General features: G+C 54.9%; 16 protein-coding genes. 6 read left to right on the forward strand and 10 right to left on the reverse strand.

The window, feature by feature from the left end:
- Positions 1 to 170: 170 nt before the first annotated feature.
- The 7 genes from CK498_RS12875 to CK498_RS12905 all read right to left on the reverse strand — a co-directional run bounded on the left by CK498_RS12875 (position 171) and on the right by CK498_RS12905 (position 6,887).
- Positions 171 to 839 (reverse strand): GntR family transcriptional regulator, encoded by a 669-nt coding sequence (locus CK498_RS12875; protein WP_095621246.1) that lies wholly within the window; start codon positions 837 to 839, stop codon positions 171 to 173.
- 112 nt (positions 840 to 951) lie between these two features.
- Positions 952 to 2,406 (reverse strand): aldehyde dehydrogenase family protein, encoded by a 1,455-nt coding sequence (locus CK498_RS12880; protein ID WP_217987769.1) that lies wholly within the window; start codon positions 2,404 to 2,406, stop codon positions 952 to 954.
- Between the two features lie 35 nt (positions 2,407 to 2,441).
- Complete coding sequence (locus CK498_RS12885) at positions 2,442 to 3,779, reverse strand: aminotransferase (protein WP_095621248.1); 1,338 nt, start codon at positions 3,777 to 3,779, stop codon at positions 2,442 to 2,444.
- An 86-nt stretch (positions 3,780 to 3,865) separates the two neighbouring features.
- Positions 3,866 to 4,666 (reverse strand): ATP-binding cassette domain-containing protein, encoded by an 801-nt coding sequence (locus CK498_RS12890; protein ID WP_095621338.1) that lies wholly within the window; start codon positions 4,664 to 4,666, stop codon positions 3,866 to 3,868.
- Positions 4,667 to 4,679: 13 nt separating this feature from the next.
- Positions 4,680 to 5,375, reverse strand: a complete 696-nt coding sequence (locus CK498_RS12895; RefSeq protein ID WP_095621249.1) for an ABC transporter permease — start codon at positions 5,373 to 5,375, stop codon at positions 4,680 to 4,682.
- Positions 5,372 to 6,067, reverse strand: a complete 696-nt coding sequence (locus CK498_RS12900) for an ABC transporter permease (RefSeq protein ID WP_095621250.1) — start codon at positions 6,065 to 6,067, stop codon at positions 5,372 to 5,374. The genes CK498_RS12895 and CK498_RS12900 overlap by 4 nt, the downstream gene beginning before the upstream one ends.
- Positions 6,068 to 6,101: 34 nt before the next feature.
- Positions 6,102 to 6,887: a transporter substrate-binding domain-containing protein gene (locus CK498_RS12905; protein WP_095621251.1), complete on the reverse strand. Its 786-nt coding sequence runs from the start codon at positions 6,885 to 6,887 to the stop codon at positions 6,102 to 6,104.
- 479 nt (positions 6,888 to 7,366) lie between these two features.
- Between CK498_RS12905 and CK498_RS12910 the strand changes: the two genes are divergently transcribed.
- Positions 7,367 to 7,573 carry a hypothetical protein gene (locus tag CK498_RS12910; protein WP_141246950.1) on the forward strand — a complete coding sequence of 69 codons (207 nt, stop codon included), beginning with the start codon at positions 7,367 to 7,369 and terminating at the stop codon, positions 7,571 to 7,573.
- Between the two features lie 123 nt (positions 7,574 to 7,696).
- On the opposite strand, the gene CK498_RS12915 is transcribed toward CK498_RS12910, so the two are convergent.
- The gene (locus CK498_RS12915) at positions 7,697 to 8,368 is read right to left on the reverse strand and encodes a GntR family transcriptional regulator (protein WP_095621253.1); all 672 of its coding nucleotides are present in this window, start codon (positions 8,366 to 8,368) and stop codon (positions 7,697 to 7,699) included.
- 148 nt (positions 8,369 to 8,516) lie between these two features.
- Between CK498_RS12915 and dctP the strand changes: the two genes are divergently transcribed.
- From dctP to CK498_RS12940, 5 genes are all read left to right on the forward strand, one after another.
- Positions 8,517 to 9,518, forward strand: coding sequence for a TRAP transporter substrate-binding protein DctP (dctP, locus tag CK498_RS12920; protein ID WP_095621254.1), 1,002 nt, complete (start codon positions 8,517 to 8,519; stop codon positions 9,516 to 9,518).
- 71 nt (positions 9,519 to 9,589) lie between these two features.
- A complete protein-coding gene (locus tag CK498_RS12925; protein WP_095621255.1) occupies positions 9,590 to 10,099 on the forward strand; it encodes a TRAP transporter small permease subunit in 510 nt (169 codons plus the stop codon).
- A 2-nt stretch (positions 10,100 to 10,101) separates the two neighbouring features.
- Complete coding sequence (locus CK498_RS12930) at positions 10,102 to 11,436, forward strand: TRAP transporter large permease (RefSeq protein WP_095621256.1); 1,335 nt, start codon at positions 10,102 to 10,104, stop codon at positions 11,434 to 11,436.
- A 12-nt stretch (positions 11,437 to 11,448) separates the two neighbouring features.
- Entirely contained in the window at positions 11,449 to 12,804 is a 1,356-nt protein-coding gene (locus CK498_RS12935) for a malonyl-CoA decarboxylase (RefSeq protein ID WP_095621257.1), read from the forward strand.
- Positions 12,801 to 14,318, forward strand: coding sequence for a malonate--CoA ligase (locus CK498_RS12940; protein ID WP_095621258.1), 1,518 nt, complete (start codon positions 12,801 to 12,803; stop codon positions 14,316 to 14,318). Before CK498_RS12935 ends, CK498_RS12940 begins: the two co-directional genes overlap by 4 nt.
- Before the next feature lie 79 nt (positions 14,319 to 14,397).
- Here the strand turns inward: CK498_RS12940 and CK498_RS12945 are convergent, their stop codons facing one another.
- Positions 14,398 to 14,901, reverse strand: a complete 504-nt coding sequence (locus CK498_RS12945) for a porin family protein (protein ID WP_407645851.1) — start codon at positions 14,899 to 14,901, stop codon at positions 14,398 to 14,400.
- Positions 14,902 to 15,239: 338 nt separating this feature from the next.
- Complete coding sequence (locus CK498_RS12950; RefSeq protein ID WP_095621260.1) at positions 15,240 to 16,163, reverse strand: EamA family transporter; 924 nt, start codon at positions 16,161 to 16,163, stop codon at positions 15,240 to 15,242.
- Positions 16,164 to 16,182 lie beyond the last annotated feature (19 nt).

A 16,182-nucleotide genomic window follows, 5' to 3' on the forward strand; every position in this document is an offset into this window, starting at 1 on the left:
AAGTCCAAACTGCGTTGACAGCTAGGGACCCGACACCGACTAAACACCAGCGTGCTGGAAGGTATGAACAACCGGGTCAAGGTCATCAAAGCACGGGTACCGCGACACGGCGTACTTTTTCTTGAAAACCCGCGCCGCGTTTCCCGGCAAAGTGCGATGAATCAAAAATTTTAACAAAATGGAAGGTGAGCTGATGTCGTTTGAATATGCCTTTGCATCATATTTTCCACGAAGTATGGGTCACCGCCTTTCATTGCCTCTAAAATCTCCATATGCTCGCGGTGTACATCTTTACCAATAGGGTTCTCAGAATTTATAAACCACACCCTTAAGTAAGGCTCCAGCGCGGTATGCAGGCTACGAATCTGTCTCATTAGGCGCTCCCTCTTACATAAGCTGCAGAGATATTCATGGAAATGTCGGTGATGTGTCAACCACTCAATATCGCCAGCCTGCTGAGCGTAATCCATGCGCTCTAACAATCTCTCAAGCTCGGAACTTACGTGTAGGTTAAAATTTGGAATTGCCAATCGTAAAGCCAAACCTTCTAGCACCGCCCTGATTTCGAAAATCTCTTCAATATCACTCTTATTCAGCACGCAGACAGAAGCGCCACGATTTGGGCGCATTACCAGTAGCCCTTCCGCAGATAATCGACGAAATGCTTCACGTATTGGCATACGGCTCATATCGATAGATTTTGCGATATCCTCGGCTTTCAAACGATCTCCTGGCTGATAATCGCCGTGCCTAATTCTTTTCAGAATATAGCAATAGGCTTCCTCTTCAGCTGTTGAGGAGGCTGGCTCTTCATAAGAGTAGTAAAATTCTTTTTTCATTTAAACAAGCCTCCCATAACCCCCTTGAAACCCAGGAGAATAAAAACTTAAAGAGAACATTGCAAGTACGAAAAAAATATCCAAGCCCACCTTTTTATTTATATTAAAAATATCAATATCCGTCATAGGAATACCATGTCTTCACTGTTGTATAGAATTCGCGTGCATAGGTTCCTTGTTCACGCGCCCCATAACTAGATGCCTTAACCCCACCAAACGGCGCATGATAATCGAGACCAGCAGTAGGGAGATTGCACATTACCATACCTACTTCAGATCTGCGACGAAAATCATTCATGATTTTAGCGTTCTCAGTGAAGATAGAGGACGCAAGTCCATATGGTGTATCGTTAGCAACATGAAGCGCCTCCTCATAATTTGACACCCTAATAACAGAGGCGATAGGACCAAATACTTCCTCCTGGTTTATTTTCATCTCATTACTCGTTTCTACGAAAAGAGCAGGCTCAATATAGAAGTCGGGTGTGGCACGTTCGAGACATTTTCCTCCCCAGGCTAACTTTGCCTCCGAAAGCCCCACTTCGATATAACTTAGGTCCTGCTGATACTGCCGACTGTCAACGGCCGGCCCAATATCTGTATCATGCAGGAGAGCGGAATCAATTCTAAGATCATCTAATTTACTTTTAACTACACCAATGAATTTATCATGAATCCCGTCTGTTACGATCATGCGAGACGAAGCAGTGCATCGCTGCCCAGTTTGAAAAAAAGCGCCTATTATTGCTGCTTCAGCGGCTCGCTCAATATTAGCATCATCGAGCACGACAATTGGATTTTTTCCTCCCATTTCTAGTTGAAATCGGGCACCATGTGCGACGCAAGAGCTACTAACAGATTTGCCAACATCTGTTGACCCCGTAAAACTAACACCCGAAATTTCGCGAGCACTAGTAATGGTTTCTCCAACGGTAGAACCATTACCCATAACAAGATTAAACTCCCCGTTATTCAGCCCACATTTAGAAAATATCTCGGTTAAAGCATGGGCACAGGCCGGCACCAAGTTCGCAGGTTTGAATACAACAGTGCACCCATAAGCTAGCGAAGGAGCAATTTTCCATGCCGGTATCGCAATCGGAAAATTCCAAGGGGTAATTATTCCAACAGGTCCGATTGGCACCCTGTCTGCGCCAACGCTTATTCCGGTGCGTAGTGAGGACATGACTTCTCCTCCTAAACGAATAGCTTCGCCGGCGAAAAACTTAAATATATGGCCTGCCCTCTCGGCTTCACCAATCGCTTCGCGGATCGGTTTTCCCTCTTCACGTGCAAGAAGCGTCCCTAATTCTTCTTTTTTTTCTAAAATTCTTTGCCCGATTTCGTCAAGTATATTTGCACGGTACTGAGCTGTTTGTCTAGACCAGACAGAAAACTCTGCTTCTGCAGACTTACATGCATCATGCACTTGATCACGACTTGCCTGTGAATATACGCCTATCACATCATTTGTATTGGATGGATTTATATTTTCAATATAATTACAACCTTCAACCCACTCTCCGCCTATAAAGTTATTATAAGCACCGTTAGAAAAACTCTCCATTCCGGTGCTTCCTGAATTAGCGTGCTCGGAACACATTAGCAGAGCTCCTTCTCAGTATCTACTAGCGCGAGTGAAAGGCGACAAATAAAATCATCAATCTCATCTTTATTAATTATTAGAGGTGGCGCAAGAGCTAGAACATCACCAAGCGCACGAGTAATTAAACCATGTCTTTCAGTATTAATTTCAAAAATCTTTCCAGCACCTTGTGACGGCTCAAAAAACTCTTTCGTTTCGGAATTTTTTACAACTTGAATGCCTGCAATTAAACCACGCCCACGAATATCACCAACAATGGGGCTTTTGCGCAAATCCTCAAGTTTTGTTTGAAAATAATCACCAAGTTCCTGCACACGTTTTGTAATATCTAGCTCCTCATAGATATTCAATGCTTCTAGCGCAACGGCCGCAGCAACGGGATGCGCAGAATAAGTGAAGCCATGTCCAAACACACCATTCTTATCAGTACCGTCTGCGACAGCTTCGTAAACCTTACTATTCATCATAAGTGCAGATATAGGCACGTAACCGCAACTAAATCCTTTTGCAATTGTTATCATATCTGGCTTGAGATCGTAAGCTGTCGTTCCAAACATTTCTCCTAGGCGGCCAAACCCACAGATAACCTCATCCACAATAAAAAGTATTTCATGTTCGTCAAGTATTTTTTGTACTTTTTGAAAATATCCCGCAGGTGGCGGGACGACACCACCTACCCCCATTAAAGGCTCAGCAATGAAAGCACCAATCCGCTCTGGTCCAGCCTGGATAATAGCGTTCTCTAGCTCTTCCGCTAGCCGCCCACTATACTCTTCTTCTGTTTCTCCTATCTTTCCAAATTTATAGAAATCTGGCTGACTAACATGTAATACGCGAGAGCTAGGAAGGTCAAACCCCATGTGATTGCGAGGAACACCTGTCATACTAGCAGCTGCATGTGTAACACCGTGATAGCCCATCTTTCGGCCAATGATAAGCTTTTTATCAGGTTTTCCGATTGCATTATAATAGTATTCGACAATTTTCAGAGCTGTGTCATTAGCCTCAGATCCAGAGCTAGCGTAGAAAACACTAGACATTGGCACTGGAGCCATACCAAGCAAGCGCTCCGTCAGCTCTAATACAACATCAGTGATGCGATTTGAGAATGCATGATAGCAGGGTAAGCGGTTTAACTGCCTTGTTGCCGCATCTGCTAGTCTCTTTTCACTAAAACCAAGATTAGCATACCAAAGAGAAGACACACCTTCGATATACCTCCTCCCTTCACTATCAATTACATATATTCCATCGCCTTCTGTTATGATGAGTCGCTTTTCTTTTTCTAAAGCGCGGGCATTAGAATATGGATGTAGTACACCATCATTTTTCATGAACAACCATCCTCTATAAAAACAGAATTTATTTATAAAATCCGACTACTGCACCCTGGAATTCTTAAATTTTCGGTTTTAATTTTTCAAGCGTTTACGAACTTCGTGCATGCATCCGAAGCGTTCTCCCCAAAAATGTGTGAAGGTGGGCCTTGATCTTCTATGACCCCATTGCGGAAGAATAAAACCCGGTTAGATACTTCTCTTGCAAATGCCATTTCATGTGTCACAACGATCATTGTCCTTCCCTCATCTGCGAGGGCTTTCATGACAAGCAATACTTCACCTACAAGCTCTGGGTCTAAAGAAGATGTAGGCTCATCAAAAAGAATTATTTCGGGCTCCATGCATAGCGCACGTGCAATTGCTGCGCGCTGTTGCTGGCCACCTGACATTTGCCCTGGATATGCGTCTTTTTTTTCGTAAAGTCCTGTTTTATTCAAGTAGTGATCTGCGCTTGCGTAAGCCACTTCCTTTTTTACGCCTTTAACTTTAATGGGGGCTAGGACTAAATTTTCATAAATTGTCTTATGAGGCCACAAGTTAAAATCCTGAAACACCATTCCCACTTTAGACCTGATTTGCTGCAGCTTATTTTTGTTAGTAATTACAGCGCCTCTTTTATGATCGTACGAAATTGGGAGTTTTTCACCTGACATAAAAATCTCCCCTGCCTCAGGTGTTTCAATTAAATTAAGACACCTCAAAAAAGTGCTCTTTCCTGACCCACTTGAACCAATTACCGATATTACATCGCCAGCACATGCGCTTACATTTACTCCATGTAAAACCGGTGTATCCCCATAGGATTTATATAGCCCCGAGACTCTGAGCTGCTCTTGTCTATCGGCATTTGACTTTCTTTCGTCATTAATAATAGAAGACATGACCATTCCCATATTAGGTTGTTGTATCTTTAAGGTGACGGTGAAGTTTCTTTTCCACCAGTCGTGAAAACGCTATGAAACCGTATACAAGTAAAAGATACAGTGCGGCAGCAAACAGGAAGGCTTCGTAGTATACAAAGTCCCGGGAAGCAATGCTTCTCGCCACACCAGTAATATCCATAACTGAAATAACAGACACTAGAGATGTAGCTTGTATCTGATATACTACTTCATTAGTATATGCAGGCCACCCAATACCTAGAGCCCTTGGAAACATGATATGGCGAAGCAACTGAAAATCCGACAACCCACAAGCTCTGGCCGCTTCAATTTCTGCTTTAGGTATTGCCTGCAGCCCTCCTCTCCAAATCTCAGAAGTGTATGCTGTTGTATTAAGAGTAAGTGTAAATATCGCACAGAACCACGGCTCACGGAAAAAATCCCATAAGCCAATTACATCAAGCTCATGATGAAACTGACCTGCCCCATAATAGACAAGGAACAGTTGAGCTAAAAGAGGCGTGCCTCGAAAAAACGTTACGTAGCCAGTTGAAAACCAGTAAAAAAATCGGTTCCGTGATGAGCGCATCAAAGCGACAGGGATAGCCATAAAAAAGCCGATAAGAAGGCTTCCCCCCGCATAAGTCACTGTTATTATTACCCCATCGATAAACCTAGGCAAACCTTCTATTATGGCATTAATATTCATACGGCACCCCTTACAATTCCTTTGCTTGCCCACTGCTCTAGATATTTCTGCCCCCACATAGATATTAATGTAACAAGAAGGTAGGCTAGACAGGCCACTAAGAAGAAGGTAAATGGCTGTCTGGTTGCGCGAGCAGCCATATCAGTCATACGCATGAGCTCTGGAAGTTGTATAATCGATATCAGTGCTGTCGCTTTAAGCAGTACCAGCCACACATTACCTAGTGCAGGCAGCGCATATCGCAAAAGTTGGGGAGCAATTATCCATACGAAACCACGAAGCCTACTAAAGCCAAATGCTATAATAGTTTCATGTTGTCCTTTTGGGATTGCAAGATATGCAGAACGCAAAGCCTCGCAGGCGAATGCACCATAAATAAAAGACAGTGTTGCGATACCTGCAATAAAAGGATTTAGATTCAAACGAACCTGATAGCCCATGTTTCCGGCAATATCTTGTATTAATGTCGGAAGTCCGTAATACACAAGCAGAAGAAGAACCAGCTCTGGCACTCCTCTTATTACAGTAGTATACAATCCTACTATAAGACGAACTATTTTAATTCTGGAAAACTTTATCGAGGCAGCAATAAGTCCTATCAGTATGGCACCAATCATGGAACTTATGGCCACCCCCAAGGTTAAGCCAAACCCACTAATGAGCATCCAGCCATATCCTGACAAGGGATCCATAATAACTATCTCCCGGCATATTATTATTGTTTAACTACTGCTCTCCATACACATCAAACCCAAACCATTCATTGGAAATTCTTTCATATGTTCCGTTTTCCCTTATAGTTCTAATTGCTTCACTGAAAGCATCGGCAATATATTTATCATCTTTGTGAACACCGACCCCAGCTCCGTAACCAAACCACTCAGGATCAGAAAACTCTGGACCACGCATTTCATAACCCCCTCCATGTTCTTGACTAAGAAGGTTTTCATTAATACTAACAACATCATCAATCACAGCATCCACACGACCAGATTGAAGATCCTGATAGGCTTCATCAATTGAACCGTATACTCTGAGATCAGCATCAGGATGTTCATCCCTCATCATTCTCTCAAAGCTGGTTCCCCTTTGCGTCCCAATTGTAATTCTAGATATACCTTCGTCTGAAATTTCAACATCACTATCAGACATAACAACGAAACGTGTCGGTGTCTGATAGTATTTTTCCGAGAAAGCAATGCGCTCTTTGCGCTCATCGGTTATATAAAGTGATCCGACAACCGCATCATAATGCCTTGCAAGCAAACCTGGAATAATACCATCCCAATCTTGGGTGACAAACTGGCAGTTGGCTTTCAGCTCTTCACACATTGCTCTTGCCAAATCGACTTCAAACCCTAAAACGTTACCGCTAGCATCAACGTAATTGAATGGCGGATAAGCGCCTTCTGTTGCGATAACCAAGGGATCAGGAAGATCCTGTGAATATGAATTAGCAGAAAACCCGATTGCTAGAATGGCAACGCTGTATTTAAATTTATTCTTCATCATAGCGGTTTCCTATTTCTATAGATTATATGATTTTTTGCTTATGCGATCGAACCCATCACAAATTGGATCCACGTATCCAATTTATAGCTGCTGATTTCTGAGGACGCAAGCGGCCAAAGGGAAATTTGTTTTCTCGCAAGGTACTATTGGGTATTGGGGAAGGCGCATGAGCATCGGCTACGTACAGGACCGAAATTCCTCAACGGCACTGACCACCCAGCTGGTCACACGGCGTGATGCCCCCCCGGGAACCTATTGGTCACCATCAAACGAGCGGTCAGCGAATAGAGCGAGGTAGCCGGTGACGCCGTAGTTGCCACGGCTGCGAGGACATTGCTTACCTTTGCCTTGTCGCAGACAGGCGATCAGCTCCTTCTTGAGCGAGCCGCGAGGCATGATTGGCAGCTCGCTCTTCAGCAGTGAGGTGGCGATAGCAATGGGTCATGGCAATACCATAGCGAATGGGTCAGGTGTTGCACTTGGTCAATGAGACCGCCGACCTAGATCTCATTAGCATTATCCCGCTCCACGGCCTCGAAGAGCCGTTTTGGCAGGCCGGATGGGGGCCGGCCGCTCAGCGCCGCGACAACGGCCTCGATGGCGATCAGGAGGCGGTGATGAAGGGCATGGAAGAGCAGGCGGAGAAGTTCAGGAAGGAAGGCGCCGAGCTGTACAAGGAGGTGTGACGAGCGCCAGTCACGAGGCTGCGCGTCTGCCTGGGCCAACGGTACAGGCGTGCAGCGCCACTCACAACTAGGCGCTGTATGGCACTGGGCGTCGATAACCTGGGCGATTCTATGGCGTTATGGTCAGGACGAGACGCCGAACCCTCTGATGCTGGCGACGAAATCGCTGAAGCGCTCACCCTGAATCAGCACATGCTCGCGAAGCGTTTGCTCGGCGGCCTGGGCATTGCCCTGCTGGATCGCCGCGACGATCTCGCGATGCTCCCCCAGGGAGTTGCTCATGCGCTGGCGAACCTGCAACTGCAGGCGCCGGTAGGGCTTCAGGCGTTGCTTGAGACGGCGTGCCTCATCGGCGAGAAAGGCATTGTGGCTGGCGGCATAGATGCACTCGTGGAAGGCCTCGTTCTCGTAATAGTACTCGTCGGTATCGCCCGCCTCTGCCGCCGCCTCGCAGCGCGCCAGGGTCGCGGCGAGCGAGGCGAGCTCGGTGGTCGTGATACGCCGCGCGGCCAGACGCCCGCACATGCCCTCCAGCTCGGCCATGACTTCGAACATCTCGATCAACTGATCGAGCCCCACCTTGGCCACGAAGGTCCCCCGCTTGGGCGACACCGTCAGCAGCCCACTGGCCACCAACTGCTGGATCGCCTCGCGAACTGGCGTGCGCGAGACCTCGAAGCGGCGCTCGAGAACTTCGGGGTCGACCCGCTCACCGGGCGCCAGACGCCCATTGATGATGTCGTCTTCCAGCGAATCACGTAGCCGCTGGGCATTCGAGCGTTTGCTGCTCACCATCCGTCTCCTCAAAGGCTTGCCCCATTCTACTGGGAAGCGTCATTGGCCATTCAACGCGATGCATTGACGTAAATATACATAGCAGCTATTGATGTATATATCAGCTTCGCTGATAAACACTACAAAACAAGAAATTCAGGAGCACAGCATGACACGCCAACTCAAGACTGCTGCTACGGCAGCTCTGGGGCTCGTCGTCGCCTTCAGCAGCGTCGCAGCCGCCGATACCGTCCTGCGCGCATCGCACCAGTTCCCCGGCGGTCAAGGGGACGTCCGCGACGAAATGGTCCAGTTGATGGCAAGGCATGTCGCCGATGCCGACGTCGGGCTGCAGATCCAGGTACATCCCGGGCAGTCGCTGTTCGGTGCCAACGAGCAGTGGGGAGCACTGGTCCGCGGGCGCCTCGACATGACGCTACTGCCGCTAGACTACGCCAGTGGCCGCCATCCCGAATTCTCCGCCACCCTGATGCCTGGCCTGGTGCGCAACCATGAACACGCGGCGCGCCTCAACGACTCCGAGTACATGGACATGATCAAGGAGGTGATCCTCGAGGGCGGCGCCCGAGTGCTGGCCGATTCGTGGCTTTCGGGCGGCTTTGCCTCCAGCGAACGCTGCATCACCTCCCCGGATACCGTGAGCGGTCAGAATTTTCGTGCAGCCGGCCCGGCCTTCGAACAGATGCTCGAAGCGGCTGGCGCATCGATCGCCTCGATGCCCTCCTCCGAGGTTTATACCGCCATGCAAACCGGTGTGCTGGATGCCGCCAACACCTCATCGATGTCGTTCATCTCGTTCCGACTATACGAGCAGGTCGACTGCTTGACCGAGCCCGGCGATTACGCGCTGTGGTTCATGTATGAACCGGTACTGATCTCCGAGCAGGTCTGGCAGGGGCTCAACGAGGCACAGCAGGCTGCCCTGCTGGAGGCCGGTGAAGCCGCCGAGGCATTCTTTTCCGCCGAGGCAGCCGCACTCGATCAGCGCATGGTCGAGGTGTACGAGGAGAACGGTGTGGAAGTGGTTCGCATGTCGGAAGAGGACTACAACGCCTGGCTGGAGATCGCCCAGGAAACCTCCTACAAGAACTTCGCCGACAACGTTCCCAACGGACAGGCGATCATCGACGCCGCGCTGGCCGTCGACTGACCCTAGCCCACGTTCCAGTTGACCGGCCGCCCCTCAGGGGTGGCCGCTTTGCATCGCTTCCCGGGGGAACCATGGCATCTTCCATTGCGCACTCATCGCCTGCCGTGCGCGGCTATATCCGCTTGATGGACACACTCTCCAGGCTCCTGGCTTACCTGGCCTGCGCGCTGTTCATAGCCGGCGTGCTGGTGATCTGCCAGATGGTCTTCCTGCGTTACCTGCTGGGCATGAGCACCAGCTGGCAGACCGAGTTCACGGTATTCTCCGTGACTGGCGCCATGTTACTGGGCAGCCCCTACGTACTGATGACCGGCGGCCATGTCGCCATCACTATTCTTCCCGACGCGCTCAGCGGTGCCGCACGCCGAGCAATGCGGCTGATCGCCTCGCTGGTCGGCCTGGCCTTCTGCGCCGCCCTGGCCTACGGCGCCTGGATCTACGTGTGGGAGGCATGGGAAGGCAGCTGGACCACGGGTACGGTCTGGAACCCGCCGCTATGGCCGGCACTCATGCCGATGGCCATTGGCGCCACGCTGCTTACGCTGCAGTACGTTGCTGAAATCCTGCGTGGAGAGGCCTGAGCATGGATCCGATTACCCTGGGTATCATCGTTGCCATCGGTCTGGTCGTGCTGATGGCGATTGGCACCCCCATTGCCTTTGCACTGGGGGCCGTGTCGTTGGTGGCGCTCCTCTACGATCGGGGAATGCCCGAGCTCACTTACTTCGGTGAGACCTTCTTCGACCGGATTGCCGAATTCGGCTTCGTGGCGATTCCCATGTTCATCCTGATGGGTGCCGCCGTGGCGTCGTCGCCTACCGGACGCGACCTCTATCGCTCGCTGGACCTGTGGATGGGGCGTCTCCCTGGCGGCCTGGCCGTCTCCAATATCGGCGCCTGTACGATCTTCTCGGCACTCTCGGGCTCCTCACCCGCCACCTGTGCAGCGATTGGCAAGATGGGCATCCCCGAGATGCGTACCCGCGGCTATCCGGACGGCGTGGCAGCCGGCTGCATCGCCGCCGGCGGCACCCTGGGCATCCTCATCCCCCCCTCGGTGACCATGATCATCTACGGGATTTCCACCGAAACCTCGATTGGACGGCTGTTCATGGCCGGCGTGGTACCCGGCCTCATGCTGGCCGGCCTGTTCATGATCTGGACGATGATCGCCTGCCGCCTGGCTGGGGGGTACAACAACCCCATGGCGCAATCCGCCGCGCGGGTGAAGCAGACCATCAAGGAGAACGTCGACGCCAACCTCAAGGCACTGATCCGTGTACTGCCGTTCCTGGCCGTGGTCGCAGGTATCCTGTTCGCCCTCTACGGCGGGGTCGCCACACCCTCGGAAGCTGCCGGCGTGGGTGCCTTTCTATGCGTGGCACTGGCGGTGATCATCTACCGCATGTGGCAGGTGGGGCCGATCAAGCTGATCATGCGCGACTCCCTGCGCGAGAGCGTGATGATCATGCTGGTCATTGCCTGTGCCGAGGTGTTCGCCTACGCCCTGTCGTCGATGTTCATCACCCAGACCGTTGCCGCTGCCATCGCCGACCTGGAGGTCAACCGCTGGGTGCTGATGGGCATCATCAATCTATTCCTGCTGGTCGCCGGCTTCTTCCTGCCACCGGTGGCGGTGATCGTGATGACCGCCCCGATCCTGCTGCCGATCATCCTGGCCGCCGATTTCGACCCCTACTGGTTCGCGGTGATTCTGACCATCAACCTGGAGATCGGGCTGATCACGCCCCCCGTGGGGCTCAACCTGTTCATCATCAAGGGCATTGCACCGGACATCTCGCTACGCAACATCCTGATGGGCAGCCTGCCCTATGCACTGTGCATGGTGCTGGGCATCTTGCTGCTGTGTTTCTTTCCCGGCATCGCCTTGTGGCTGCCGAACCTGATCATGGGCTAACGGGAGCATGCAATGAACATGTCTTTCCTGCAGGAGCTGTTCAACAACATCACCCAGCGTGATGCCCTGCTGTGGCGGCGCCAGGGAGGCGCCGTGATCCATGACCACAGCGTGCTGGTCGAGGCGTGTCGCGAGCTGCTCGAGAGCGACGGCGAGGCCTCGAGCATCACCCAGGCGAGCCGCGCACTGGCCATCTATCAGCGACTCGACGACAGTCAGAAGAGCGCCTTCTTCGACAAGCTAGCCGAGGCCTTCGCCGCCGAGCCGGCACAGATCGATGCCGCCTATTCGGCTTATCGCGAGGCCCGCGACAACAGTAGCCTGCAGGCGCTGTTCAACGCCTGCGAACCTCGCCGCCAGGAGCTGTTTCGACGCCTCAACCTGGCCAGCGGCGGCACCTACCAGCTGGTAAAAATGCGCGAGGACCTGCTGCAGCGGCTCAAGGAAGCACCCTCGTTGCGTGCCATCGATGCCGACTTCGCGCACTTGTTCGGCTCGTGGTTCAATCGTGGTTTCCTGGTCCTCAAGCGCATCGACTGGCATACCCCTGCCTCGATCCTCGAGAAGATCATCCGCTATGAGGCGGTACACGAGATCCAGGACTGGAACGACCTGCGTCGCCGCCTCGATGCTCGCGATCGGCGCTGCTTTGCCTTCTTTCACCCGGCGATCGGCGACGAGCCGCTGATCTTCGTCGAAGTCGCCCTGCACAAGGGACTCCCGACCCAGATACAGGCCATCCTCGAAGGCGAGCAGCGTGAGGTCGATGATCCGGAGTCCGCCGACGCCGCGGCATTTTTCGGTATCAGCAACTGCCAGGCCGGCCTGCGCGGTATCTCGTTCGGCAACTTCCTGATCAAGCAGGTGGTGCAGGAACTCAAGCAGGAACTGCCGCAGCTGAAGCACTTCGTCACGCTATCGCCGGTACCCGGCTTTGCCCAGTGGCTGGACGAGCAGCGCCAGGGCGACAGCCTGACCGAGACGACACGCTCAGCCCTCGAAGCGCTGGATAGCCCCGGCTGGCACCGCGACCCGGAACTCGCCGAGCGGCTGGGCGCCCTGATCAAGCCGCTGGCGGCACGCTACCTGGTGGAGGCCAAGAACCCACGTGGACTGCCGCTCAATCCAGTGGCTCGCTTCCATCTCGGCAATGGCGCCCAGCTGCATCGCATCAACTGGCTGGGCGACACCTCCTCGAAGGGGCTTAGCCAGGCCGTCGGATTGATGGTCAACTACCTCTATGTGCTCGATGACATCGAACGCAATCATGAAAACTACATCGCCAACGCCAGCGTGGCTCGCTCCAGCGAGGTCAAGGATCTCACCAAGCGCGCCAGGAAGCTGACCATCGGAGAGAGCCCGACATGAACCACAACCTCTTCGCGACCTTTGCCGAACGCATGCAGGCGCGCGGCAACGCCGACTTCATCACCACCCGCGAAGGGCGGGGTTACTCCTACGCCGATGCCCTCGCCGAGAGCGCCCGCCTGGCCGGCGCCTTGGGAGAGCTGGGCGTAACGCAAGGCGACCGGGTCGCGGTGCAGGTCGACAAGAGCCCCGAGGCGATCCTGCTCTACCTCGCCTGCCTGCGCAGCGGAGCGATCTACCTGCCGCTCAATACCGGCTACACCGGTGAGGAGATTCGCTACTTCCTGAACGACGCCGAGCCGGCACTGTTCGTCTGCCGCCCCGCCGCCTTGGACGAGGCGCGCCAACTCGCCAGCGAGACCGGCTGCCCCGCCGTGGAAACGCTGGGCAGCGCCGCCGACGGCAGCCTGATGGACAAGGCCGCGGCGGCCACGCCCCGCGAAGAGATCGCCGAACTCGGCGAGCGCGACCTGGCCGCGATCCTCTACACCTCGGGCACCACCGGGCGCTCCAAGGGCGCCATGCTCACCCATCGCAACCTCGGCTCCAACGCCGCGACCCTGGCCGACGCCTGGCACTTCACTGCCCAAGACCGGCTGATTCACGCCCTGCCCATCTTCCATACCCACGGCCTGTTCGTGGCCTGCAACGTCACCCTAATGGCAGGCGCCAGCATGCTGTTCCTGCCGAAGTTCGATGCCGACGTAATCATCGAGGAGCTGCCCCAAGGCACGGTGATGATGGGTGTGCCGACCTTCTATACCCGCCTGGTACAGGACCCGCGCCTGACGCCTGAGCTGACCGCCAACATGCGCCTGTTCGTTTCCGGCTCGGCGCCACTCACCGCCGAGACCCACCAGGCCTTCGAGGCCATGACCGGTCACGCCATCCTCGAGCGCTACGGCATGACCGAGACCAACATGAACATTTCCAACCCCTATCACGGAGAGCGTCGTGCCGGCACGGTGGGCATGCCGCTGCCCGGCGTGGAGATGCGCATCACCGACCGCAAGAACGGTGCCGAGGTGCCCCAGGGCGAGATCGGCATGCTGCAGATCCGCGGGCCCAACGTCTTCATCGGCTACTGGCGAATGCCCGAGAAGACCCGCGAGGAGCTGCTGGAGGATGGCTTCTTCATCACCGGCGACCTGGCCATGCGCGACGAGCGGGGCTATGTGCATATCGTCGGCCGCGACAAGGACCTGGTGATCTCCGGCGGCTACAACGTCTACCCCAAGGAGGTCGAGCAGTTGATCGACGAACTCGATGGGGTGCAGGAGTCGGCGGTGATCGGCCTGCCCCATCCCGACTTCGGCGAAGGCGTCACCGCGGTGGTGGTGCGCCAGGCCGGTGCCACCCTCGACGAGGGCGAGGTGCTCGCCCACCTGGGCGGCCGGCTGGCCAAGTACAAGCAGCCCAAGCGCGTATTCTTCGTCGACAGCCTGCCGCGCAACACCATGGGCAAGGTGCAGAAGAACCAGCTACGCCGCGAGTACGACGCCACCTACCGCTGAGCGACGCGCGATTCCTCGCCACCAACGACCGCGCCCCCGACCAATGACCGGGGGCGCTGATCCAAGGGGCTACGTGGGGTTAGAAACGGTAGCGCAGACCGACGCTGGCGGCGTCGAAGGTGTAGTCCGACTTGTCGAGATAGCGCATGTAGTCGGCGCCCACCGAGAGGTTCTGGGCCACGTCGAATTCCGCCCCGGCGCCATAGGAGAAGCCGCTCTCGCGGTCGATGTCGAAATCGACCTCGGTAAAACCGGCCAGGCCGTAGAGGCGGATCTCGTCGGCCACCGGCAGGATACCCTTGGCATAGGCACCCACCAGGTAGTCGAGCTCCACCGGGCCATCGGAGCCACCGCCGCCGAGATGCCCCTCGACCGCGAAGTAGTCGTTGATCTGGGCGCCGCCACGCAGGCGCAGGCCGACGTCGTCGCGACTGCTGCCCTGGTCGGGGTTGAGGTCCCAGAACATGGCGTCACCGCCGATATAGCCCTGCGGGTAGAAGGTCTGTGCCTGCTGGGCGTGAGCCGCGCTGGCACCCACGGCGGCGATCATAGCGATAGCGCTTGCCGAAAGTAGTCTCTTCATCACACACCTCCTGTTTGAAAACAGCGTTTCCTAACTGCTGTCAGTGTGGATCACTGTTCGACGAAAGACAAATGAGAGAACTTCATTTTCACCGTTCTTGCACTAAGGAAGCGCTGAACAAATCGCCGAGCGAGATGAAGCGCAAGGCGCACGGAGCACAGTACCGAGCGAAGCGACAAACAGCCGTAGGCTGGCCCCGAAGGGGCGAGAAGCCGAAGGCTGCGAGTCAACCGGAACCTATGGGGTATAGGTGAGGATCCGCCGGTCCGACGCTTCGGCACCGCGCAACGCAGCGATTCGCTCGCGTAGGCATTTGTGCAGTGTTTCCCTAAGGGGGCTCAGGCCCGGCGCGATAGCCCCAGCACCACGATCCCCCCCAGCACGATCGCCCCGCCCAGCAGTTGGGTCGGGCCGAGCATCTGCCCCAGCACCAGGTAACCCAGCACCAGCGAGGCCACCGGCTCGATATTCATCACCGGGGCGTTGCGCGCCATGTTCAGCCGCGGTAACGACACGAACAGGATCGAGAAGCCGATGCCGTAGAGCAGTGCCAGCGCTGTCAGGCCGCTCCAGCCGCTGGCCGTGGCGGGCAGCGCCAGGCCGCCCGGCACCAGCCCGGCCGCGCCGGCAACCAGCATGCTGAGCAGCACCACGCCCATGGTCAGAAAGGTCCGTAGGGTATTGCTGACCCGCGCCAGGCGCCGGTCGGTGATCCACAGCGCGCAGGAGAACACCGCCGCCGCGCCGATGCCGAAGGCCACCCCGGATACCCAGTCGTCGCCCATCTGCGCCGGGTCGGCGAGCCAGGTTGGCACGTCGAGCACCACCACCAGGCCGACCAGGATGACCGCCATGATCAGGGTCGCGCGCAGCGTCGGGCGGGCACCGCCCAGGGCCCAGGTCAGCAGTGCCAGCAGGATCGGAAAGGTATTCATCAGCAGCAGCGCCACCGCCACCGGCAGCCGCGCCACCGCCGAGTAGAGAAACAGGCTCTGCAGGGTGATCAACAGCCCCACGCCGAGCTGCCAGGGCCAGCTGCCGGCGGGCAGGCGCAGCGGCCTGCGCTTGACCGCCAGCAGCGTGCCGAGCACCAACAGTGCCAGGCCCGAGCGCGCCATAATCGCCAGCAGCAGTCCGGTGCCGTCGTCGAAGGCCAGCCTTGCGGCCACATGGTTGGCAGCGAATAGGCATGCCACACTCAGCAGCAGGACGATGGCCAGGTGGCGGGGTAGCAGCGCGGGAGTCAGGGCAGGCGGTGTCATCCAGGAATCCAATCGATAG

The organism is Halomonas salipaludis (assembly GCF_002286975.1).
Lineage (GTDB): Bacteria > Pseudomonadota > Gammaproteobacteria > Pseudomonadales > Halomonadaceae > Franzmannia > Franzmannia salipaludis.